This window comes from Veillonella sp. VA137 (assembly GCF_003992015.1).
GTDB lineage: Bacteria > Bacillota > Negativicutes > Veillonellales > Veillonellaceae > F0422.
Genome location: NZ_RQVK01000009.1, coordinates 1 through 24,242, shown reverse-complemented (window position 1 = coordinate 24,242; position 24,242 = coordinate 1). Strand labels below are relative to the sequence as shown.

18 protein-coding genes are annotated in these 24,242 nt (G+C 43.2%); 5 read left to right on the top strand and 13 right to left on the bottom strand.

The features are described from left to right. Positions 1–82: 82 nt before the first annotated feature. Positions 83–1,444, bottom strand: a complete 1,362-nt coding sequence (potE, locus tag EO116_RS05610; RefSeq protein WP_127161001.1) for a putrescine-ornithine antiporter — start codon at positions 1,442–1,444, stop codon at positions 83–85. A 269-nt stretch (positions 1,445–1,713) separates the two neighbouring features. On the opposite strand from potE, the gene EO116_RS05605 reads away from it, so the two are divergent. Then, positions 1,714–3,138: a sodium:alanine symporter family protein gene (locus tag EO116_RS05605; protein ID WP_127161000.1), complete on the top strand. Its 1,425-nt coding sequence runs from the start codon at positions 1,714–1,716 to the stop codon at positions 3,136–3,138. Between the two features lie 298 nt (positions 3,139–3,436). Here the strand turns inward: EO116_RS05605 and addA are convergent, their stop codons facing one another. From addA to EO116_RS05565, 8 genes are all read right to left on the bottom strand, one after another. After that, the gene (gene addA / locus EO116_RS05600; RefSeq protein ID WP_127160999.1) at positions 3,437–7,381 is read right to left on the bottom strand and encodes a helicase-exonuclease AddAB subunit AddA; all 3,945 of its coding nucleotides are present in this window, start codon (positions 7,379–7,381) and stop codon (positions 3,437–3,439) included. Then, the gene (locus EO116_RS05595; protein ID WP_127160998.1) at positions 7,368–10,757 is read right to left on the bottom strand and encodes a PD-(D/E)XK nuclease family protein; all 3,390 of its coding nucleotides are present in this window, start codon (positions 10,755–10,757) and stop codon (positions 7,368–7,370) included. The genes addA and EO116_RS05595 overlap by 14 nt, the downstream gene beginning before the upstream one ends. 116 nt (positions 10,758–10,873) lie before the next feature. Beyond that, entirely contained in the window at positions 10,874–11,371 is a 498-nt protein-coding gene (queF, locus tag EO116_RS05590) for a preQ(1) synthase (RefSeq protein WP_009353151.1), read from the bottom strand. Next, positions 11,364–11,864: a QueT transporter family protein gene (locus tag EO116_RS05585; RefSeq protein WP_127160997.1), complete on the bottom strand. Its 501-nt coding sequence runs from the start codon at positions 11,862–11,864 to the stop codon at positions 11,364–11,366. Before EO116_RS05585 ends, queF begins: the two co-directional genes overlap by 8 nt. Before the next feature lie 81 nt (positions 11,865–11,945). Continuing rightward, entirely contained in the window at positions 11,946–12,467 is a 522-nt protein-coding gene (locus EO116_RS05580) for a GNAT family N-acetyltransferase (protein ID WP_127160996.1), read from the bottom strand. Positions 12,468–12,556: 89 nt separating this feature from the next. Continuing rightward, complete coding sequence (locus EO116_RS05575; RefSeq protein ID WP_127160995.1) at positions 12,557–13,531, bottom strand: hypothetical protein; 975 nt, start codon at positions 13,529–13,531, stop codon at positions 12,557–12,559. Positions 13,532–13,547: 16 nt separating this feature from the next. After that, positions 13,548–14,258 (bottom strand): hypothetical protein, encoded by a 711-nt coding sequence (locus EO116_RS05570; RefSeq protein ID WP_127160994.1) that lies wholly within the window; start codon positions 14,256–14,258, stop codon positions 13,548–13,550. After that, positions 14,251–14,742 (bottom strand): ECF transporter S component, encoded by a 492-nt coding sequence (locus EO116_RS05565; protein WP_164725861.1) that lies wholly within the window; start codon positions 14,740–14,742, stop codon positions 14,251–14,253. The genes EO116_RS05570 and EO116_RS05565 overlap by 8 nt, the downstream gene beginning before the upstream one ends. A gap of 184 nt (positions 14,743–14,926) precedes the next feature. On the opposite strand from EO116_RS05565, the gene EO116_RS05560 reads away from it, so the two are divergent. Together EO116_RS05560 and EO116_RS05555 are read left to right on the top strand one after the other, a co-directional pair. Further along, positions 14,927–15,601 carry a response regulator transcription factor gene (locus EO116_RS05560; RefSeq protein ID WP_127160992.1) on the top strand — a complete coding sequence of 225 codons (675 nt, stop codon included), beginning with the start codon at positions 14,927–14,929 and terminating at the stop codon, positions 15,599–15,601. 24 nt (positions 15,602–15,625) lie between these two features. Beyond that, a complete protein-coding gene (locus tag EO116_RS05555) occupies positions 15,626–17,026 on the top strand; it encodes a cell wall metabolism sensor histidine kinase WalK (RefSeq protein WP_164726083.1) in 1,401 nt (466 codons plus the stop codon). 143 nt (positions 17,027–17,169) lie between these two features. On the opposite strand, the gene guaD is transcribed toward EO116_RS05555, so the two are convergent. The 4 genes from guaD to EO116_RS05535 form a co-directional block, all read right to left on the bottom strand. Further along, positions 17,170–18,447 (bottom strand): guanine deaminase, encoded by a 1,278-nt coding sequence (gene guaD, locus EO116_RS05550; RefSeq protein WP_127160990.1) that lies wholly within the window; start codon positions 18,445–18,447, stop codon positions 17,170–17,172. A gap of 118 nt (positions 18,448–18,565) precedes the next feature. Then, positions 18,566–19,771 (bottom strand): MFS transporter, encoded by a 1,206-nt coding sequence (locus EO116_RS05545; RefSeq protein ID WP_127160989.1) that lies wholly within the window; start codon positions 19,769–19,771, stop codon positions 18,566–18,568. 151 nt (positions 19,772–19,922) lie between these two features. Further along, positions 19,923–20,369 (bottom strand): MarR family winged helix-turn-helix transcriptional regulator, encoded by a 447-nt coding sequence (locus EO116_RS05540; RefSeq protein WP_127160988.1) that lies wholly within the window; start codon positions 20,367–20,369, stop codon positions 19,923–19,925. Between the two features lie 28 nt (positions 20,370–20,397). After that, positions 20,398–20,814, bottom strand: a complete 417-nt coding sequence (locus tag EO116_RS05535) for an Rrf2 family transcriptional regulator (protein WP_127160987.1) — start codon at positions 20,812–20,814, stop codon at positions 20,398–20,400. 334 nt (positions 20,815–21,148) lie between these two features. Here EO116_RS05535 and EO116_RS05530 point away from each other — a divergent pair, with 334 nt between their 5' ends. Both EO116_RS05530 and EO116_RS05525 read left to right on the top strand, forming a co-directional pair. Beyond that, on the top strand, positions 21,149–22,519 hold the full coding sequence (locus tag EO116_RS05530) for an NCS2 family permease (RefSeq protein WP_127160986.1): 1,371 nt from the start codon (positions 21,149–21,151) through the stop codon (positions 22,517–22,519). 223 nt (positions 22,520–22,742) lie between these two features. Beyond that, on the top strand, positions 22,743–24,113 hold the full coding sequence (locus EO116_RS05525) for an NCS2 family permease (protein WP_127160985.1): 1,371 nt from the start codon (positions 22,743–22,745) through the stop codon (positions 24,111–24,113). Positions 24,114–24,242: the final 129 nt, after the last annotated feature.

Here is a 24,242-nt window from a genome sequence, read left to right as displayed (position 1 = left end):
ACAGTATTTTTACTTTCTATATGAGTAGCATACACTATATTTATGAATATTTCACGAAATTTCGTAAAATATGTTCATATTTTCATAATGTATACTCTGATTTTATTTTTTTATATGCCGGATGTTTACCCACAGCTTTCACAAGGCGTGGTCTCCAATGGAATGCGGCTTGGTACGCCGCATAGCCAAAGATGATTACCGCCAAGCCACCTTGGATAGGAACTTCGCCACAGGCATAGATCGCATAGCTATCATAGGTGATAGCTACGGCGCTCATCGCATAGATGAGGCGGCGCAATCCCATAGTAGCGCCCTCAATAGATAACATCTTATTCACTGCCACGCAGCAAAGAATGTAAGGGAATACATTTGTCACTACTGCTAAGTTAACGAGCTGCGCAAATTGTTCATTCAAACTTTCATCGGTAGTCATCAACGCTAAGATACCTTGCAATGCCAAGAGAATGATAATACCGCGCACTGGAGAATCTACACGATTCACACGAGCAAATACCTTGGGAAAGAATCCTGCTTCTGCACAACTTTTAAACACACGGCTCAAGGTGAATTGCCATCCCATGATAGCCCCGAAACAGGATACTGCCATGAGCGCCATCACGATTTTGCCTACTGTACCATTAAACATGTAAGCAAACACTAAACCAAATGGAGCGGTGGAGTTCACTAACTCGATGTTAGGAATGATACCCGCCATAATATTCGTGGATACAATATAAACCACGGCTACTGCCAAAGTGCCAAAAAATGTCGCTATAGGTACATTCTTCTTAGGGTTTTCTACGGCATCTGCATTGGCTGCCGCCGATTCAAAGCCTAAGAAGCCCCACAATGTGAGGGAAATGGACTGACTGACCGCATCAAATACGGGCAGTTCTTGTGGATTCCAAACAGACACAAACATCTCTGGATCGAACCAAAACCAACCAAACACGCCAATAAACAAGACTGGCAACATCGTTCCCCAAATGGTAATGTTACTAATGCGCCCTGTGCTCTTATTGCCACGCACATTGACCAGAGCTGCCACCATGAGCAACACGATGGTTGCTAAACTTACTTCTAATGGTGAGAGGTCTACATCAAATAACACGGCCCCATAGCCTACGATAGATATGGCGATGGCTACATTGGCAATGACCAAGGATACTGCATAAGAGTAGTTCGCCATAAAATGGCCCGTCCTACCGAAGGCATATTCTACATACCCCCCTAGGCCGCCAGATTTCTTTGTAAATAAACCGCATTGGGCGAAAATATAGGCTAAGGTCAAGGACCCTAGTACCGTAATAATCCATGATAGGATAGAAATGGTGCCTACCTGTGCTAATTGAGACGGTAGCATAATAATTCCAGCACCCAACATATTGGCTGCCACGATGGATGTCAGTTGGAATACAGACATTTTTTTAGCGGTGGTTTTCATGTATCAAGCCCCTTTCCATACATCACTTGAGCATTTCAAGTATCCGTGTCTTCAAAAACCGCTAGCGCCACTAGTCCGTACGGAATGGGTTCAGATGTAGTGACGCATCTTCATTTATTTATCGATTCATTGTAACACCTTTTACCCCTCATGGATAGATGTTTTTTTACAATTTTTCTAGGATTGTTATAACTTTCTATCATTTCCCTATCTTCCTATGATATACTATAGAAAATATGCTATGTCCATATAAAAGAAAGGATGTCCTTATGCAAGAACAAATCATTCAACTCTTGGGCGATGTAAACGGATTCCTCTGGAATAACATCATCATCGCTCTCCTCATCATTGCCGGTGTCTGGTTTACAGCAACCACACGATTCGTGCAATTACGACAACTACCAGAAATGTTTCGTATTCTAAAATCTGGCGCGGGAGAGAAAAGTAAAGGTGATCATCACATTTCTCCATTCCAAGCCTTCTGTATCAGCGTTGCCTCTCACGTGGGTGTTGGTAACATCGCTGGTATCGCTATCGCCATCGCCTTAGGTGGTCCTGGTGCTGTGTTCTGGATGTGGTTTATCGCTCTACTTGGTGCAGCTACTAGTTTCATCGAAAACACATTAGGCCAAATCTACAAAGAGCGCTTACCTGATGGCTCCTTCCGTGGCGGTCCATCCTATTACATTCGTCATGGCTTGAACAGTCCGTTCTTATCCGTTTTATTCGCTATCTTAATCAGCGTTACATACGGCTTAATCTACAACTCTGTACAAGCAAACACCATCGCTATTGCAGTACAACCTTGGAATATCGACGCCTCTACAACAGGTCTTATTGTAGCCGCTCTATCTGCACTCGTTATCTTCGGTGGTGCCAAACGTATCGCTCAAACAGCTGAATTTTTAGTACCTTTCATGGCTGGTTTGTACTTCTTAATTGCTTTGTATATTGTCATTGCTAATATTTCTGTATTACCAGATGTGATTTCTGCTATCTTTACACAGGCTTTCACGATTGATTCTGCCACAGGCGGTTTCATCGGTGCTGCTGTAATGCAAGGCATCAAACGTGGTTTGTTCTCGAACGAAGCCGGCGAAGGTTCCGTTCCAAATGCGTCCGCTTCTGCTGATGTCAATCACCCTGTAAAACAAGGTTTAATCATGTCCCTTGGGGTATTCGTAGATACCATGTTTGTATGTACTGCATCTGCCTTCATCGTTCTTGTATCTGGCGAATATGTGCACTCAGATCTAACAGGTATCGCCCTTGTTCAACACAGTATTGGCCACCAATTAGGCTCTTGGGCGCCTGCAGTTATCGCATTATTTGTATTCATGTTTGCTTATAGTTCCATTATCGGCAACTATTTCTACGGCGAAGTGAATATTGCGCACATGACGAAAAATAACAAATTCGCTATCAACCTATTCCGTGCTCTTGTTATCATCATGGTCTATGTTGGCTGTATTGCTGAATTGAACCTTGTATGGAACTTAGCTGACTTGTTCATGGCATTCTTGGTGCTTTGCAATATTACTTCTATCTTGCGTTTAGGCAAATTAGTAACCATTGCACTCAAAGATTACATGAGTCAAAAATCTAAAGGTATTGAAGATCCAATCTTCGACCGCACTGTTTTACCAACACAAAAAGGTATCACTTGGTGGCATAAAGGTCACGAAAACGAATAATACTATACTGAAAGGGTCCTTCGGGGCCCTTTTTCGTACCCTAGTATATAATATGCTCTCCCCTTATATTTTGGGGGGGCACTGTGCCCCCATACATTACATAATCCGCATTATTTAGAATAAGAAGAGGAACGTTGGCACAGTGTGCACAACGTTCCTCTTTTTTGTTCTGTTTTGTATTTTGATTGTATTAGTTTACATGCCTGTATTCAATCACATTTGTTAGTAGCATTACAACGCATGTAGAATAATATACCTAACATATCTATGAGATTATTACTAATGTTGCAATCGCACTTTATACTGGTATAGCCCGCTCCAGTCGGAAGGAATAGATGTATACCTCTTTTACAGGGTATGGTGTTAATCGTTCCAAAGCTTCTTTATACAGCATCAGCTGAATGCGATATCGATCTACTAGAGCCTCTTCGTCTAGACGGTCGGTCTTATAATCCACTAGGACCCAAGCGCCGTCTTCTAGGAATGCCGTATCGATGATACCTTGTAGGAACAGATCTTCCCCGTCTAGCATCTCTGGGTACACACGATTCGCCGGAAATAGCATGCTGAATGGTAGTTCTCGTTCCACTCGCTGTGCTGTTAGCAATCGTTGCCCTAGGTCAGACTGAAAGAAATCATAAATCCGTTTTTCACTGATCGCTTTCCGTTCTTCATCCGTTAAGTATCCTTGTAACGCCAAGTTATCTAAGGCTTTCTGCAAAGATAGTCGTGTGTAGTTTTCCAACGGCAACCACTGCATCACTTCATGCATGAGGGTACCCCAACGGGCGCCACTGCGAATCGGCGTGGACTCATTCATGGAAGACAAGGCTACGTCGAAGGGTCCTAGGTCTACAGGAGCTTCTTCTGATATATCCTCTGCACCCTTTTCTTTGCCTTTCTCAGCACCGTTTTCCATGCCCTGCTCGCCAGTTGGCTCAGTATCGTCAGTACATGCATCCGGTATACTATCGAGCATACTATCGCCTATTAACATACCTTCTACGGAACTATCTGAGTCCTTACTAGAGTCTACTACGAGCAGTTCAGACCTATCTGGTGTCCCAGATTCTCCTTCTATATTGCTGTTATGTTGCTCTGTTCGATAGTCCGGCTCAATCATCTGCTTCGCCAGTTCTTCCAACTCCACAAAGCGCCGTTTAATTTCAGATACAGAGATTTTCCCCGCTCGTTCTGTAGAACTTTCATAAGGATAGACAGAGGTCAAGCGATCCACCACGATCGGATCCAATGGTGGCGCTTCCACCGGTAATTGGGCACGTACTTGTTCTAACATATCTACATCCACGGACGGTGTTTCCTGTGAAACACTGTAGTCATTCCCATCATGAACGTGGAAGGATACAGGACAATCTTTGTACGGTATATCTGGGAATTGCGGACTTTCTACCTCCGCAAATTGACGCAACTGCGTGCCCCCTGCGACGTGGCGAGCTAAACTCCGCAAAATCCAATCTAAATAGGAATTACATCCTAGAATCTGCTCTTTCGTGAAAGCACTTTCACCCCACTGCAAGACAGGCGCCACCCATTCGCCCATTTTCTTCGTGGCTGGTCGATCTGTAGAGCCATTGATGGACCCCTTCAGATAGCCTGTAATATACAGTTTATCTTTAGGACGAGTCAACGCCACATAGAGGATACGTTCCTCTTCAGCTTTCAAATTTTCTTCCAAAGCTTGGCGCACGAAAATCCAAGGCACGGAGTTATACATAACACGCAAGTCTGGGAAGTATCCTTTTAAGCCCACACCATATTCCTTGTGCAATAGCAAGGAGCGATTCAAATCCATTTTATTAAAGCCCTTTTGGGTGCCCATGAGGAATACTACAGGGAACTCTAAGCCTTTACTTTTGTGGATGGTCATAATGCGCACCACATTGTCCGCTTCACTCACTGTTTTGGCAACGCTCAAATCTTCTCCGGATGCCTGCAAGCTTTCAATAAAGCGCAAGAACCGGAATAAACCACGGTAATTGCCACTTTCATATTGTTTCGCTCGCTCATACAAAGCTAGCACATTGCCACGGCGCACCAAACCATTCGGCATGGCGCTCACGTATTCTACCACATGCAAGGTATCGTAGATGTGCCAAATTAAGTCCGTAATACCTTGACGACGAGACATGGTCCGCCAAGTATCCATGAAGTCCACAAAACGAATCCACCCTGCATTCTGGGATGCTTCTACAAATGGGCGCAATCCGCTCCACAAGCTGTTCTCCCCTACAGACAGACGAAGGCGCCCTAAATCGTTGGCATCCATCCCGATAAGAGGCGATTGCAAAACGATGGCCATAGGCAAGTCCTGCTCTGGATTATCGATGATTTGCAACAAGGACAGCATAAACTGCACTTCCATAGCGCTAAAATAGCCCGATTTCTCCTCTGCATAGGCAGGGATGCCCTCTCGCCGTAGTAGGTCGATCATTCGGCTCGCGGACCCGGAGATAGATCGTTTCAAGAGTACAATGTCTCGCCATTCCATGAGACGGAAAGTGCCATCTTTATCTTGTACCAAAGCTCCGTTGTTCTTTAACTCTTGAATTTTGCGGATTACAAAGAGCATTTCTTTTTCATCGTTCTCTAGGTCTTCTCCGTCTTCAGGATCTGTCTGTGCCTTGTCTTCATCACAGCAAAGAACGTGCACTTCTACGTCTCCACCTACCCATTCTGGTGGCGCCTCTTCTACGATGCGACCTGTGTGGAGAGCTTCTGCCTCACCATAGGTAAGGCCTGCCCCTTCATCGGTCATAATTTGCGAAAATATAAAGTTCGTTACATTTAGAATCGCTTCATGGGAACGGAAATTTTGTGACAAATCGATGCGCCGTTCCACGCCATTTACATCGTGGTCAAAGCGATGGTACTTCTCCATGAATAGCTGAGGATCTGCCATGCGAAATCCATAAATCGACTGTTTCACATCGCCCACATAAAAACGATTGTCCCCACGAGATACTAAATTCACGATGGCCTCTTGGACGCCATTCGTATCTTGGTATTCATCGACCATCACTTCTTTGAATGTGTCCTGTAACTCTAGCGCCACCTCCGAGGGTTGCAACGACTCTTCCGACTCAGGATCTACTAATAAGGCTAGGCATAGATGTTCCAAGTCAGAGAAATCGATCATGCCCGCTTCTTGTTTTGCCTGTTGAAAGTCCTCATGGAATCGTTTCACCAGCCCGATAATACCTCGTACCAACGGCACTAAGTACTCCATTTGCTCTCGCCAATCTTCTTCCGTAATAGCAAAGACACCTTTCGGCATGGCTTGCAATATCTCTTTTCCTTCAGCCAAAATAGCTTTAATTTCGCTCAAGATAGCTGGGTCACTTTCATTCATAGACTTAGTGGCACGGAGTATAGGGAAACTAAATCCCCCAATGCCAACTACACCGACATGCATAGCATCCCAGGTGTCTGCTTTTTGCATGGCTTGTAACAGTGTTTGCAATTCGCTGACCTTTTCCATCCATTTATCGAACCCATTACCTAACGTTGCCAAGCGCTGTGCCTCTTCATAGCGTTCTAACAGATACTCAATTTGCCGTTGTTGTTCTTTCCAAAATAATGTGCCCCAAGTAGTTTCTAACAAGGTTTGGTGTAAAGCACTTTCATAGGTAGTACAGACCTGATCTAACCAACGCATAGGCTGACTTTGCGCCAAGGCAAAGTTGTAAATTTGAAACACGGTCTCCCTCAAAACCTGGTCGGACCGTTCCGTGCTAAACATATCGCTCACATCGTAAATATTATACAAACCTTGTTCGTAGGCTTCTAGCAAAATGGCATCTAGCACATCGTAGCGCATAAGAGCCAATTCCCCTTCATTGCCGATGGTGAAAGACGGATCAATGTCTAGTTTATAGAAATAACTACGGATGACCCATTGGCAAAAGGAGTGCAAGGTGGAAATATGTGCGGACGGCAACATATTCAATTGTTCTTCTAAATAAGTATCCCCTGTAGCTTGAAACTCTTCCGCTAGTTTCACGCCGATACGAGCTTTCATCTCCGCTGCTGCCGCCTTTGTGAAAGTCACCACCATCAGTTCTTGAATACTTAGCTCTCGCCGTTTCAGGCGTTGTATCATACGCTCTACGAGGACTGCCGTTTTACCAGATCCCGCCGCAGCGGACACCAAAATAGTTTGGGATGGTAACTGCCCTGGTCTAGGTGCATCAATAGCGCTCTGTTGCGCATCAGTCCATTTCATAGGTAGCCCCTCCTGTTTGTAATGCTTCCATCTTCTCCAATGCTTCCTCTTCGGTCATGGTCTTAATATAGCGATATCTATTGCGGGTTCCATCAAAGCGGCATAAGGCTTGGAACTCACAATATTCACAAGGTCGTCGCTTATCCTTTTGGTACGGACTAATAGGAAATTCTCCATCCATCATCTGTGTACCACTATTGGAAATAATTTGTTTTGTGTATTCCTTCATGAGGACAAATTGTTCCATTGTCTTTAAACTCTTGGATGTGCGACTATCCGGAGTGCCATCCTTTTTCAGAACAATCGGTACATAAGGGGAATTACTTTGGTAAGCCCTTGTCACATCTAAGAATTGTAACACATCACCATCTACAAAGTATCCACTGTTTTTCAATTGTTGGCCTTCCGATTTTTCTTCCTCCGCCCGTCTGTGATTCACGACTTCAGACAATTTCACTTGCGGATTCCGCACATAGGTGTAGAGAGCAGCTGCCGTGCCAATTCTATCCTGTGTATTCTTCTCCAATGCCAATAAATAGGTCATTAACTGTAATTTCAAACCATAGTAAATTTCATCAGCTCGCACCGTTGTGCCCCCTGATTTATAGTCGATGACCGCCGCATAATGGCCAAGAGGACCACGATATTCATCGACACGGTCGATTTGACCACGCAGTACGATACTTTCACCATAGTTCTTACCCAAGGGAATGCGTACTGGGTACCAACCAGATTCGCCCATCCCAAAGCTTTGCTCAACTTCTGTAGTGGAAAACTCGCTTTTCTTGGACCAATCTACGAGGCGTGTTACCGTAGCCGATAAGGTGGATGTTAATCGAGTATACAATTGCGCTTCGTACGCATCTCGCTCCTCTGTGCCCATCACCGCATCTGCCGCTTCACGGCATAAGGATTCTTGTTCTTCCTCTGTTACATCACGCCATTGCCGACCTTGTTTTAATAAATATTCCCCTAAATATCGCAATGTCTCGTGCAGAAAAGTACCGATTTCAGGGGCTCCAAAGGATTTCACCTTTCGTGGGGCTAAGCGCAATGCATATTGGGCATAGAAACTGTATGGGCAACGATGATATCGTTCTAATCGTGTAACGGATCCCGTTAAGGCATCACTGCGTAGCAACAACCCTCGCACAATACTCTGCTCAATGCGTGGCACCGTATTGGAATCAAACATACCTCGTGTGGCAAAGAATACTTCACCTCCATAGCCCGATTCCAATCCCCAATTATAGAGACTCCACCATGTAGAGGAGATAGGTTCTCCTTTCATGAGGGCACTCATGCGGCTAGAAAAAAGACCTAAGCTCTGGGATGGTCGCCACAGGTAGTCCTGTTCTCGCCCCTCTGGCATAGATAGTGGCGCTTCTTCCATAGTTTTCACATACCCATATTGCTGTAAACGGCGCACTACCAAAGATGGTTCCATTTTAGACCCTTCTTCATCGGATGTGACATAGGACAGGTGCAGTCCTTGGCTAGCACGGGTGCAGGCTAAATAGAATAAGAAATTTTCATTGAACATTTGCCCTAAGGCACCCGCCGCTAGTTGCACACCTACCTTAGCCAACGCCGTCCGCTCTTGGTCACGCAGAATACCTTCGTCCCCCATTTTACGAGGAAATACGCCTTCATTGAGGCCTAGCACATAGACTTCCTTCGCATCTGTCATATAGCTACGGTCGATGGTGGTAATCGTCACATGATCCAACGATGGCGGTACCAAGGAGTAGGTCACTTCACTAAGTCCTTCCTCGATGATAAGTCCCATCTCTTCAGCATTTAACATTTCTGATCCTGTAACGGATGCACATTCCTCTAGCAATTGAATAGCATGTTTATAGATCTGTACATGGCTGGCACTTTCTTGTACATCCCCACGGCCTTCTGCTTCGTCATACCAATGTTTCAATTGCTCTGGAATGCGCCAGTCTTGCATGATTTGGAATAGGAACTCACTCCATTCCTGTCCCGTATGTGACAATTTACAGAAATCATAGATTGGACGCAAATATTCTAGGACGCGCATATGTAAAGCCTGCATCACAGCTCGTCGCTCTTCATCGTCCTCGCCACCATAGGTCCACACATCTCGTAACCACGCCGCCCCTTGAATGCCATATTCTAAACAATAGTTTTCTAATCGGTCTACTTCTTCCCGTGTGAAAGGCGCAAAATCCGTTTTCAGTAAGCGGAATACCGCATCATGATCAAAAAAGGTGCGATGTACATGGAAGATACCTTGCAAAAACTCCGCCAAGGGATGGCTAGTCATCATCTTCCGTTGATCCGAGAAGAAAGGAATGCCATAATTCATGCAAGCTTTTTCCAGTACATCACCATAAGACTCCATGTCCCTCAATATAATGGTACAGTCTTTCCAGCGATGTTCCTCTTCTTGACGATATGCTAAAATCTTACGACATACCGCATCAGCTTCCCGTTCTCGATTGTAGGCACTTACCATGGTCAACGAATCTTCGGTGGTATTTGCTTTCATAGGTGTTTTAAAAAATTGTGTGTTCAATTGTTGCAGTACAGGTGTCCCTCGATAGACGGTGTTCATATCATGCACTACTGCCTCTGGATACCAAGTCATCATATCTCGGTACGTCTCCCAAACACGGAAATACATAGATCCCTTGCGACTATGCACCTCTTCCTCCAAGGATGGCAAACTGATCGTCATATGACAGGATTCACTAAGGGAAAACAGCCGTTGAATCAATCGATATTGTAGTGGCGTAAACCAATGAAATCCATCCACAAAGACATGACACCGTTCCATCAGTGGCGACTGTGGTAAGATTTCGATCAATGTTTCCATAGAATCTTGGACGCCTAACTCTTCCAGCGCTGTATCGTAGCGTTCTAATAACAAGGATAATTCTTGTAATTTTCTGCCCAACACCATAGAGTCTACCTGTTGTACCGCCCCCGACAAGTCCTCTGGCGTTACACCAAAGGCTTTACACTCCGTCAAGAGACCTTGTATGACATCTCCAAAATGAGGTTGTTTCGCTGCCTGTTTAAACAAGTCCAATTCCCCTGCGGATTGCTTTAAGAGCACTCGAAGGACTAATTTCTTGCCAATCTCCGACAGGCCTCCTTCTTTCACTTTTCCTAAGGATTGATACACTTGGTAGGCTAGCCGTGTCATACCCACCACACGCACCGTGGTGAACCCTTTTTCCTGACGATACTCCGCTAACTTGCGCTCCATCATATACGTCGCAGGGTCTGGCACAAGGACGATAATCTGGTGGTCTGGATGGTCTTGTAAAATTCGCTCTATCTCTGCGAAACAAGCCGTGGTCTTTCCCGTACCCGCTCCGCCAATATATAACTGTGGTTGCATGTCCAACTCCTTTTCCTCTCAATACGTTGTATCTATCTCTATCCTATCATGTCTAGGGCACTTAGTAAAATTGCCAGGTCCCTCAACCGATTGACCTGGCAATAGTATGTATGTAATTAACGGTACGCTACCCGTTTTGGTTGCATATCGTGAAAGTGCAAGCGCTCCTTCGCTGTGGCTTCCCAATCGGTGCCCGGTTTGCCATAATTGGCGTACGGATCAATGGACAAGCCCCCACGTGGTGTAAATTCGCCCCATACTTCAATATATTTAGGCTCCATCAATGCCACTAAATCTTTCATGATGATATTGATACAATCTTCGTGAAAGTCTCCATGGTTGCGGAAACTAAATAAATATAATTTTAAAGATTTACTTTCCACCAATTTTTCATCTGGTACATAGGAAATGTAAATCGTTGCAAAGTCCGGTTGCCCCGTCATGGGACAAAGGCTCGTAAACTCTGGACAATTGAATTTCACAAAATAGTCATTCCCTGGATGTTTATTCGGAAATGCTTCTAGCACTTGCGGCGCATAATCTGTAGGATAGTCCGTATGGCTACCTAAAGCATGAACACCTTGTAATTCTGCTGCATTACGACCACTACTCACGAACTAAAGCCTCCTTATTTTTATACACTACTCTCTCTAATGCATTGATGAGGAAGTAGCTCACCACACCACACACGAACTGACCTACTACGAGGGAGCTCACTAATACCCAGTACGGAACTGGCAAGAAATAGGTCAACCAAATTGGTACAATCAATCCTGGTACAAAAGTAATGATAGGAATCAATACCCAGTTGCCTAAGCCTTGACGCTTCGCAAGGACAATCAAACCTGTTGTCAATAATCCTACGATGGCTCCACCGATAGCATCCACTAAACCAAAGCCGCCCATCACTGTATTGCTCACAAAGTTTGCAATACCAAAGGCTGGAATGGTGAATGGGAAGATCGCTGACAATCCATACAGCGCTGTGGCAATACGCACTTGATACTGACCAAAGGCAAAGCCTTGTGTACCGATCATAAGCGCCAAATACATAGCGATGGAAATGGCAGAAATCGTCAATCGTTGTGTGTTGTTAAATTGTTTCATTATAACTCCTTAGTTTTGTTTACAGACAGGAGGATCTCGAACTGTCTATCTAATACCTACCACGACATAGGTCGTAGTCACCTAGAACATTTCTAGGATTTTGAATGGTTCCGGATATTCCAATACACCTTGTAAAGGCTCTGCTTGGGCATCAAGTTGAATCCCCATCATATGATCCCGGTCCAATCCTGCTGGCGGTTCTACGCCAAATTTGTGTGCAAAATCATAACCTAACCGTGGATAGTATACATTACTACCATGTACAAATAAGTAAGAGTATCCCATTTTACGCGCCAACCGTTGACCTTCTAAAATGAGCGCACCTCCTACACCATGTCCACGCATAGATTGCGCTACTGCCAGTAAGCCCAAGATGAGTACGTCCTGATTGCCTACTTTACCACGCAAGAACATACCATACCCTGCAATGGCGTTATCGATAACAGCCACTAAGGATAACTTAGGAATATACGCATCAGACTCGCGCAATAATTCCACTAGTTTATATTCTCGCCCTGTACTGCGATCTGCATTGATATAGGCTTCACGCACGAGAGCTGTGACCGTATAAAATTCACGCTTTTTCTCTTCTCGTATAATCATAGTTCCTCCGGTTCATGATGAAAGTACACCAAATGGATTGCTAACCTTTAGTATACCGAACTTTTTCGATAATAGCAAATGTATTTCCCTTATTTCTTAGTTTTCTTCGCCAGTCTATCTCGTTCTTTTTGGTCTTGTTTTGCCAATTTTTCTTGTTCCTTAGCTTGCTGTTTTGCCAATTGAGTTTCCTTCTTAGCCTGTTGTTTTGCTAATCGCTCTTGTTCCTTCGCTTGCTGTTTCGCCAATTTTTGTTCTGCTTGTAACTTAGCGCGCTCCGCTTTTGCCAATCGTTGTTGCTCTTTCTTTGCCAATGCCTCTTGTTTTCGTTGAGCTTTCTCTAATTGGCGTTGGGATTGAGCATCTAACCGTTCTTGTTTGCGTTCTGCTTTTTGCAATAGAACCCATTCTTGTTTAGCCACTTTCATAAGCGGTCGTTGTTCCTTTTTGGACGCATCCCATTGACCGCTAGCCATAGCCTCTTGTACTTCTCCATCAATTGGTTGTAAGGCTACATTTCCTTGATTCTTCACCGAAGGCACTACTAACTCTAAATGACTTCGTTGAGAAGATCCTTGTTGAGAGGTGCGCACCTGTACACCGCTGCGATTTGGCAAAGCAGATGTATCAATCTGGAAGGCCTCCATTTTCTTTTGGATTTCTTCTTTCGTCAAAGCTGGTTCCACTGCGATTGGGGTACCCTCATCCGTACTATCCCCCTGTGCTTTACCTAATTTTGCTTCTTCTTGTTCTATTTCATAGTTCATAATGGACCGACGATTTTCATTGTACAGTCGCAATGCCAACATTCGGTCACTTTCATTCATGGTTTCACGACGTGATACCACATCTGCCATCATAGGGATGAGTTCTTTTCTAGTGAATGCTCGTGACCCTAAGTCTATCCCTTTAGTATCCGTAATCGCTCCATGTTTTACCAAGGTCATGAGCGCTTGGTATTCCCAATCAGGAGGACTCACTACACCATATGGGTTTGCTTCTGCTTGCGCCACTGTCAATCCGCCAGCTACCAATGCCAATACTATATAATATCGTAATTGTTTCATATCTATATCCTTTCTATTACCTATGCCGTCCTACATACTGCGCCTTTGGAAAGTCTGCTAGCCAAGCGTCTTCGCCACTAGTACGAACAGCGACGACCACCGCCGTAGCAGGTCCGCCACTATGATCTAACTCATCATCAGTCAGTTCTATGGACTCCATGGATGCCCCTTCTAAATAGCTGACCACCGTCAACTCTTGGCGGATACCTCTAGAACCAATGGGCACCACACGAGATGTGCTAGGATGTGCCAAGGCTCGTTTCACCTCATCATAGGTAACAATCCACTCTGGTTGTTCTAGCACCTCATGACCTACTAAGGGTTTCCCTAATACGTACACAGCATAGGGTTCTCCTGTGCCAAGCATTTCTGGCTCCCCGATTCCTAAGGCAGTAATCCCTACAGAGGTAGTGCTTACTTTCATATTACTTTCATGGCTACCATTAATGGGCACAGTAATACCTAGTGTATCCAGTTCTTCTTGAATCCCCTGTACCACAGAGATCACCACCGTATCGTAGTCGCCGCCAATGAGGTATTGTATGGCTTTCACAGTACCTCTAGCGCATAGAATTTCGAGCATTGCCACACGAGCTGCGAAGGCACCCACCATGGCATAGGGTACAGCTAGCACATCATGCTCCTGTAACCCAATACCACTGCTAATATCACTGGCAATGATCCAATCTTCATTCTCTTTCAAGGAAAGTCTTGTTATATCACGCATGTCGTTTACCACCAAACACTCGATTCAACTGACTCACTACAAGAGCCGCCCCTACATAGTTCAACACATAGGCTAAGGACAGAGGCACAAATAAAATGGCAACAACCCCTGTACTCTGTGTCATCCATGCAATCACGGCGATCCCAATACCAACATTAACAATATACCCCAGTATACCACTCACTACATAAGAGAAAGATGAAGTCATTCGTTTCATTATATATCCAATACTAGCCCCAGTCCCTGCCATAATAATAGCGACCGCTACATGAATGGGTACACTGAGAGGAAAACCCGTGGAGGCAGCTGTTGCTATATGTCCTAAAGCACCTAGCACAGCCCCCGCTACAGGACCTAACAGTAAGGCTCCCACAAAGGCTGGTGATGAATCAAATCCAATGGAATACACTCCAAAATGGATCTGTCCGCCAATAGCGCAAAGAGCAATCAATAAGGCATAGGCCGTCATTGTTCTAATATTCATAATAACCACTCCTAGGGAAGAACAAATCATAATTTCTACCTTTATTATAGGTGACCCTACCGCATAAAGCAATCATTCATGGTCTTTTCATGTACAACGGCTATACTACTTCCATATATCTCTTTAAAGTATATTAAAAATACGATACAATACAACTATATACTAACCTATGAAAGGAGCTCTTATGAAAGTCTTAATTGTTGAAGATGAAGAAATGCTGAATAATATTATCGCCAAACGTTTAAAGGTAGAGTCTATGATTGTAGACCAATGCTATAACGGCGAAGATGGATTAGATTATATCTCTACGTCCAGTTATGATGTGATTGTCATGGACATTATGATGCCAAAAATGGATGGTCATGAAGTGGTGAAACAAATGCGCGCTGAAGGCAACAAAACACCAGTCCTCTTCTTAACTGCCAAGGATGCCCTAGAAGATAAAGTGTCTGGCTTAAACCTAGGGGCCGATGACTACTTAGTGAAGCCCTTTGAGTTTGACGAACTCATCGCTCGCATCTATGCCTTAGCTCGCCGTGGTCGCAACCAAGCGGTAGAAGATATCACTGCTGGTCCTTTGCGTATCAACCATAAAAGTCGATCTGTCTTTCTTAATGACGAGCCCTTAACGTTAACTGCCAAAGAATTTGACTTGTTATTCTATTTAGCAAGCAACCCCAATATCGTCTTGTCTCGCCAACAAATTCTCGACCATGTGTGGGAATACGACTATGAAAGTTACTCCAACCTCATCGACGTATACATCAAAGACTTGCGCAAAAAAGTCGACATCGATGAAAATAAAAAATTAATTCAAACGGTTCGTGGCGTCGGCTATGTATTCCGCACCGAGGAATAATCTATGCGCTCTATCGTCAATCGTATGTACCATGATATCATACAGCCTATATGGCATCCTATAGAGGCCGTTCTATTACGTGTTCCTTTGGTGTATAAGATCACTAGTTGGTATTCTATCTTTCTCTTGCTGATGATTGGGCTCCTTGCTACATTCGTAATGCAATTTACCCACATTTGGGATCAAAACGAAATGCGTACAGACTTGCAACAAAAAGTCATTGAGGCTGCTAATCATCCAAAAAAATACAAACCTTTTGATGAGGGTATCTTTCTGTTGGTCTACTCCCATGACGGCATCATCTTACGAGGTAATCCACCAGACCGATTCCCTAAAAATACGCCACCTTCTTTTGATGGTATCACCGAAGTCAACCAAGATGCTCACTCTTTCTTGTATTATGATGCTCCTATCCATCATCAAATTGGTGTACAAGGCTACATTCGTGGCGTTGTGCCCATGAGTTTTCTAGATAGAAAATCAAACAATATGTTCCTAGCTTTATTGCTAGGAGGCATCTTATTCGTCACTGTTGCCACCATTGGTGGATATTGGATTATCCAGCGTGGTTTAAAACCAGTGCGCACCGTAACAAGCTTAGCAGAACAAATTTCATTGAAACGAGATTTGTCGGAACGGATTGAAAATATCCCTCAATCGGGAGATACCATGTATCAGTTGGCATCTACTTTCAACCATATGCTCAGTAGCTTGGAAGAGGCATCGAATCGAGAGAAACGATTTAATTCCGATATATCCCATGAGTTGCGCACTCCTATCGCTGTCATCCAAGCAGAAAGTGATTACGCCCGCCAATATGTGTCTTCTTTAGAAGAAGCTAAGGAAAGCTTTCAAAATATTTTCGTCCAAAGTAAGGGCATGGCTGATATGGTATCCCAATTACTAGAAATAGCACGCCTAGATAGTTTAACCAATATCGATAAGGTACCAGTTCCCCTTTCAGAGGTAGCACAACAACTAGCCTCTACCTATGCTCGCTTGAGTCAGGATAAGGGACTGACCTTCACTAGCCATATTGATCCCTCCATCGTTGTACATGGTAATCAAATCTTATTACAACAAGCGATGGCCAATCTGTTGGATAATGCCTTCAAATTTGCTCATCATTCCATCCATTTTGAAGTTTCCTTAGGTGATACGATTCGTATCTTCGTCCAAGATGATGGTATCGGCATCCCTCCTGAAAGCATTCCTATGATTTGGGACCGCTTGTACCAAGTAGACCCCTCTCGTACGTCAAAAGAAAACAAAGGTCTCGGACTTGGACTCTTCTTTGTACAAAATGTTGTACAACTCCATGAAGGTACGTTAGAAGTAGAAAGCGCACCAGACGTACGCACCGTCTTTGGATTCCATTTACCTATACAATCCGAGATGGATACAGATCCGGAAACGAAGGTATAGAATCTCTGACCCGTATTCCCCCTAATACAGAGATATATCTAACAACACATACATAGTCAGTAAGGCACTGTAACAAAATACTGTATATACAATAGAGGAACGTTGACCAACATGATCAACGTTCCTCTATTTGTATATGTAAATTATTTTGGTTCTTCTACTAAGCGACCCGCCACATAGCGTTTCATAATATGACGATCATCACCGATATATATCCATCGCTCCAATCGCTCTTCTAAAGACCGTTCATTGGCATCAAACATAGACGTATCGTCGATGATAAGAGCATCTAACTCATAGCCTTCTTCAAAGCTACCTACCTTACCAAAGAATGTTCCTCCACCCTTAGTGGCTAAGTAGAAAGCTTCTCTTAAGGTCAATGGTGCATATTGATTGTCTACTTCTACCCATTTCATTTTAGATAAGCCAATGGCTTCCATCAACACTTTCGCCATGGACACTGCATGTCCCCCTGAAATGTCTGATCCTAATCCCACTGGGATATGATGTTCTAAGAGTTTACGAATCGGTGCAATACCGCTGGATAAATTGACGTTAGAGTAAGGACAATGAGACACCATCGTCTGCGTTTCTTCCATGCGATCCATCTCTTCATCACTCAAATGAATGCAATGGGCCATTACCGTTGGAGTCTGTCCCATCAGTTGATGTTCATAATACACATCGGTATAACTATCTGATTCAGGATGCAACGCTGATACCCATTCAATTTCCCCATAATTTTCAGACAAATGCGATTGTACCGGCACATCGTATTCCTTGGCCAGTTCCCCTAATCCTCGCATCAGTTCACTTGTACAGGACGGCACGAAACGCGGTGTAATAATCGGTTTCACAAGGGGTCCAAATGATTTCGATGCTTCCAACCAAGCTTTCGTATCTGCTAACGACTGTTCCGTAGTCTCAATCAGGAAGTCTGGGCTATTTCGATCCATATTCACCTTGCCTACTAACGCAGATAACCCCGCTTCTTCCAATAGTTTCATCAACACTACTGTGCTGTCCTTGTGGATCGTACCAAAGAGAATACTACGGGTAGTACCATGTCGCCATAGATCACGCACAAAAGCACTATATACTAGACGGGCATACTCTGGATCGTTAAACTTCGTTTCCTCTGGAAATGTATACGTCTCAAGCCAAGGTAATAACTCTTTATCCATACCAAGACCACGATTACAATATTGTGGTGCATGGGCATGGGTATCTACAAAACCCGGAATGATAAGTTGGTCTCCATAGTCAACTACAGGCAATCCCTCATAAGAACTTGGCAAAGTTTTACCACAGTACACAACCACACCATCTACAGCTACAATATATCCATGTGATATAGCTACCAACTGTGTTGGACTCGGTGTGTGCAGAATATGTCCTTTCAAAATCAATGTGTCTTGCATAGAACCACCTCCGTGTATAACCTTATACAATTACCGTATGAAGTTCACAATAGTATGCGCATGTAGCATGCTTTGTATGAGTGAATTATATCACACTTAGTGTATACCGTCTATCAACTTATAGAATGTTCGGGCGATTTCCATGGACTTTCAATACTAAAGAGCCAATGATCATCATCCCTATACCTGCTACGAGGAATACATATGAGGTACCCCAATAGGTCGCCACTATGCTAGCAAATAAAGGGCCCATCATATTTCCCAATTGCTGCGATGTCGTGGCTAGCCCAAATACTCGACCACGCACTGACGGATCGGTATTCACTGTCATAGCAGATCCAAGGGATGGAAAGATACCCACAATGAACACTCCTATGAGTAGTTGCAATGCCCCAAACCACCATAGGCCAAATGGTAAACTTTGCAATAATAATACGGTTCCCGTACCCAACAACCCATACGAGATAACCTTAAAGTATCCTCGTCGTTGTCCATAAGCCGCCCACACATTAGTCATAATCATACCCATCACACCGCCACCACTGAGAATAGACCCTGCTAACATGGCAGCCCCTTCCATGGAACCTTTTAATTCGCCCACATAAATGGCCACGATAGGTTGTAGCATGAGCATGACAGATTGCACTAGAAAATATAACCCTAAAATATGGAGCAATACCTTATTTCGTTTCGCCTCTTGTAAATCTTCTTTAAAAGAAGTAACTTTCACTGGGGCTACACTTTCAACCTGTGGTTCTTTCACAAAGATGGCGATGGCGGCGGTAACGATAAATAAGGTAATGCCCGCCACTATAAACACAGGACGCATCCCTACCGCTAATTCTGTTAATCCACCGGTTAAGGGGCCCACTGTATTCCCTAGAACTAATCCCATCTGAAAGATACCCATCGCGGTGCCCACTCGTTCCTTCGGCACCGACAACGATACCATGGTCATGGCGGCTGGCATAAATCCATTGGCAAAGCCTTGAAACGCACGCACTAATAAAAATTGATATTCATCTTGTACAAAGGCGCTCCATAAATAGGAAACGCCAATTAAAATCCCTGCCCGGACTGCCATGAGCTTCTTTCCATGCTGATCTGCCAATCGCCCCCATACGGGAGCCATAATCGCTGCAATAAAAAAAGAAATAGAAAATGACAAGCCCGACCAAAGGGCTAAGTGTTCCTGTTCCACTCCCAGTTCTAACAGGTATACGGGAAGAAAAGGAATAATCATTGTATAGCAAATGGCTAGCAGCGACATTCCTATCGTGAGAATCCACACTGCTACCATCCCTGTTTGTTGTAATCGTTTCATATTTCACATCCTCTACTAACTTCAAATTTTAACCTTATTGTAACATATCTACTACTTGGTCCAACAAACCCCTCTGGATTTGAAGAAATAAAAATAGAGGATAGTTGATGTGGTATCAACAATCCTCTACTCACCTTACAAGTAAGTTTAATTAGATTTTATAGCCTTTTACATTATGTAGTACTTTGTACAATAAGCTTTGCAATACTTGTAGGTCATCAGGTGATAAGCCAATGTTTACCTCAATTAACTCAGGAATGTGGCGAACCTTTTTCTGCAATGATTGTCCCTTTGCTGTTAAAGTAATCTCCATGGAACGCTCATCCTCTTTTACCCGCTCACGTACAATGAATCCTTTTAATTCTAGTTTCCTTAACAATGGTGTTAATGTTCCGGAATCTAGGAACAATCGAGTTCCAATAGCTTTTAAATTCACGCTTTTCAATTCCCAAATAACAGACATCACTAAATATTGCGTATAGGTCAACCCAACCTTAGTCAATTCTGGTTGGCATGCCCGAAACACTTCTTTAGCTGCTGCATACAAAGGAAACCCCACATGGGTTTCTACGTCTAATCTTTCTTTCTCTTTTTTCACTTTCAACTTCCCTTACCCTTTTCAATGCTTACACTGAGAAATGTCGGTCGATGACATCCTGTAATGTTAAACTTTGCATGTACTCGCGTAAATGATTTTGTAAATGCTCCCATAATGGTAATGTACGGCATCCATCGCTCATTGGACATGTGTTCACTTCTTCCTCTAAACAAGCCACAACGGCAATGGAATCTTCTGTAGCCGCAAGAATATCATACACTGTATACTCTTTTGGTTCTTTGGTTAATTGATAGCCACCGTATTTACCACGCACACTTTTTACATATCCTGCCGCACTCAATCGTGCTACAATTCCTTCTAAATATTTATCAGAAATTCTTTGGCGCTCCGCCATTTCGCGAATAGATACATTCCGATCTACGCTATGTTCTGCTAAGTCCACTAGAACACGTAATGCATATCGACCTTTAGTAGAAATTTTCATAGATAATACCTCTTCAAAAGTAGGATTTATTCCTAGTCTCTATTATATCTATAACAACGAAGTTTGTCTATATAGATTGTGTACATATTTAGTATGCAAAATGCATAACTACCACGCATTATACTCATATATACAATATCTCGCTGTATATTTACACACACTGAAAACCAATGTCACCTCTCAGTGTACTTCTCATTTATTTATTAGTTATTTTTATATAATTATCTTGCTTTTATAATTTTTTTGAATATATTCTATCAGAAAACCTATCCTTATAACTTCCTCTATGCTACAATAAAAGAGCATTTTTATTTAATTATTTAGGAGGTTTCTCATGTTAGAACGCGTATTCGCCCTAAAAGAGCGAAATACTACGATCCGTACAGAAGTCCTTGCAGGACTGACTACTTTCATTACCATGGCATATATTTTGCTATTGGCACCCAACTTGCTAAGCTTAGCGGGTATGGACAAAGATGCTGTATTAATTGCTACAGCCTTAGGGGGCGGTTTAGTCACTATCGCCATGGGACTGTTTGTTAATTATCCTATCGCTTTGGCGCCTGGTGTTGGTCTATTGGCCTTCTATTCTTTTACCGTGGTCCTTGGCATGGGATTAACCTGGCAAACAGCATTAGGTGCTGTATTTATTTCTGGACTCGTCTTTCTTGTACTGACGTTAACTAAAATTCGTCAACTTATCATTGAGGCTATTCCGTCTTCTTTAAAAATTGCCATTACCGTAGGTATCGGCTTATTCATTTGTATCATTGGTTTAAAACTATCTGGTCTTATGACCATCGCCTTATCTTTGCAGCCCGGCACATTGAACGATATTGTGACTGCCAAAGGTCATGGAGCACCTGCCGCATCAGAAACCTTATTAACATTAGGTAACTTAGGCAATCCAGAAGTTCTCTTATCCCTATTCTCTTTATTTTTCTCCGCCGCTTTGATGGCTCGTCGAGTAACAGGAGCTCTATTGATTGGTGTCATCGTCACATCCATCATTGCCTATGCTACCGGTATCGCTAGCTTACCAGATTCTCTAAGCATTATGGCGATTCCAGACTTCAGTAAGATTGCGTTTATGGAACTAGACATTCCCTCTGCTTTCCAAGTAGGTCTTGTAACCATTATCTTCTCTTTTACTTTCGTTGAACTATTCGACTCCATGGGTACCTTAATTGCTACCGCCTCCAAAGCTGGCATTGCGGATCCTAAAAAAGGGGAGTTCCCTGGTCTTGGTAAAGCGATGATTGTGGATTCACTAGGTGTAAGTTTTGGTGCTATGCTTGGTTCTAGTACGATTACGGCTTTCGTTGAAAGTGCTGCCGGCGTTGGCGCTGGTGGTCGTACAGGATTGACAGCTGTCACTTGTGGTATCATGTTCATCCTTTGTTTATTCTTTGCTCCATTAATCGCATTAGTTCCCAATGCAGCTACAGCTCCTGTACTGATTTTGGTAGGCGCCTTGATGATGGAGGCTATCCGTGAAATTGATTTCTCTGACTGGACAGAAGGTTTCCCTGCCTATTTAGTTATTGTGTTGATGCCTTTCACATACAGCATCGCCAATGGTGTAGCAGCAGGTCTCATCGTATATCCGTTGATGAAATGTATCACTGGCCGTCATAAAGATGTGCATTGGTTCATGTACGTATTAGGGACTATCGTATTAGCAAAATATGTATTCTTTGATTAATCGATTCTCATTAACACTCAACTAAATAAGTATAGGCATATATGGTATGAATTACATTATATTCTACCCATATATGCCTATTTTATTCCGTCCCTTTCTATCCTATGTATATCAACTCTCAATTATGTGATTTTTGTCACAAATTTTTATCAACTATCTTTTTTTCTCATGGTTGCTATGCTATAATGTAAACATAATTTGTTATAGAGGAGGAGGTTTTACTATGTTAGAAAGGTTATTCGCACTGAAAGAGCGGAACACCTCAGTTCGCACAGAGATCCTCGCTGGTCTCACCACATTTATTACCATGGCATATATTTTGCTACTAGCGCCTAACTTATTAGGATTGGCTGGAATGGACAGAGATGCCGTATTAATCGCTACTGCTTTAGGTGGTGGTTTGGTTACTATGATTATGGGACTATTTGTTAACTATCCATTAGCCTATGCACCAGGTGTAGGGCTCTTAGCATTCTACTCCTTTACAGTAGTTATTGGTATGGGACTAACATGGCAAACAGCGTTAGGTGCCGTCTTCATATCTGGTCTCGTCTTCTTTGTATTAACTGTAACAAATATACGTTTACTTATCATCAAGGTGATCCCTGCATCGTTAAAGTTCGCTATCACCGTAGGTATTGGCTTATTTATCTGTATTATCGGTTTAAAACTATCCGGATTAATGACCATTTCTCTATCCTTACAACCAGGCACCTTGCATGATATTATTGCTGCTAAAGGTCATGGCGCTCCTGGAGCTTCTGAAACATTACTAAGCTTGGGAAATCTTAAAAATCCAGAAGTTCTCTTATCTTTATTCGGATTGTTTTTCTCCGCTGCTTTGATGGCGCGCCGCATCACAGGTGCCTTACTCATAGGTGTCATTACCACATCGATTATCGCCTATGTAACAGGTATTGCTACGCTACCTGAAACATTAACATTTATGGCCATACCTGATTTCAGCAAAGTCGCATTTATGCAGCTAGATATCGGCTCCGCTTTTCAAATTGGGCTTATAACTATCATTTTCTCGTTCACCTTTGTGGAATTATTTGACTCCATGGGCACATTGATTGCTACCACAGCCAAAGCTGGTATTTCCGATCCAAAAGCTGGCAAGTTTCCGGGCTTGGGAAAAGCGATGATTGTGGACTCTCTCGGCGTTAGCTTTGGGGCTCTGCTTGGTTCTAGTACAATTACAGCTTTCGTTGAAAGTGCCGCGGGGGTTGGTGCTGGTGGCCGTACTGGTTTAACTGCTGTCACTTGCGGATTTATGTTCATTCTTTCCTTATTCTTTGCTCCATTAATCGCCTTAGTACCGAATGCAGCCACTGCTCCTGTATTAATTCTTGTAGGTGCTTTGATGATGGAGTCCATTCGTGAAATTGATTTTTCCGATTGGACAGAAGGTTTCCCTGCCTACTTAGTTATCGTTTTAATGCCTTTCACATACAGCATTGCAAACGGTGTAGCTGCCGGTTTAATCATCTATCCAATTATTAAAGTCATCACTGGTAAGCATAAAGAAGTACACTGGTTTGTGTATGTTATGAGTGCCATTGTATTGGCTAAATATGTATTCTTTGGCTAATTACATAGTAATATAACACTAGGCATATGAATGTTAAATTTACTTAAAACAAAGGGCTCTATACTAAATGTTGGGGCTACTCATATAAGAGTAGCCGCCAACATTCTTTTTTTGTAATAAAATAGACAT

Coding starts and splice junctions, on each gene's coding strand:
- guaD (WP_127160990.1), bottom strand. CDS start 18,447: ATGCAAGACACATTGATTTTGAAAGGACATATTCTGCACACACCGAGT.
- EO116_RS05570 (WP_127160994.1), bottom strand. CDS start 14,258: ATGCGTGATATAACAAGACTTTCCTTGAAAGAGAATGAAGATTGGATC.
- EO116_RS05555 (WP_164726083.1), top strand. CDS start 15,626: ATGTACCATGATATCATACAGCCTATATGGCATCCTATAGAGGCCGTT.
- EO116_RS05585 (WP_127160997.1), bottom strand. CDS start 11,864: ATGAAACAATTTAACAACACACAACGATTGACGATTTCTGCCATTTCC.
- EO116_RS05535 (WP_127160987.1), bottom strand. CDS start 20,814: ATGAAAATTTCTACTAAAGGTCGATATGCATTACGTGTTCTAGTGGAC.
- EO116_RS05605 (WP_127161000.1), top strand. CDS start 1,714: ATGCAAGAACAAATCATTCAACTCTTGGGCGATGTAAACGGATTCCTC.
- EO116_RS05575 (WP_127160995.1), bottom strand. CDS start 13,531: ATGAAACAATTACGATATTATATAGTATTGGCATTGGTAGCTGGCGGA.
- addA (WP_127160999.1), bottom strand. CDS start 7,381: ATGAAATGGACTGATGCGCAACAGAGCGCTATTGATGCACCTAGACCA.
- EO116_RS05560 (WP_127160992.1), top strand. CDS start 14,927: ATGAAAGTCTTAATTGTTGAAGATGAAGAAATGCTGAATAATATTATC.
- EO116_RS05525 (WP_127160985.1), top strand. CDS start 22,743: ATGTTAGAAAGGTTATTCGCACTGAAAGAGCGGAACACCTCAGTTCGC.
- EO116_RS05530 (WP_127160986.1), top strand. CDS start 21,149: ATGTTAGAACGCGTATTCGCCCTAAAAGAGCGAAATACTACGATCCGT.
- EO116_RS05580 (WP_127160996.1), bottom strand. CDS start 12,467: ATGATTATACGAGAAGAGAAAAAGCGTGAATTTTATACGGTCACAGCT.
- EO116_RS05595 (WP_127160998.1), bottom strand. CDS start 10,757: ATGCAACCACAGTTATATATTGGCGGAGCGGGTACGGGAAAGACCACG.
- potE (WP_127161001.1), bottom strand. CDS start 1,444: ATGAAAACCACCGCTAAAAAAATGTCTGTATTCCAACTGACATCCATC.
- EO116_RS05545 (WP_127160989.1), bottom strand. CDS start 19,771: ATGAAACGATTACAACAAACAGGGATGGTAGCAGTGTGGATTCTCACG.
- EO116_RS05565 (WP_164725861.1), bottom strand. CDS start 14,742: ATGAATATTAGAACAATGACGGCCTATGCCTTATTGATTGCTCTTTGC.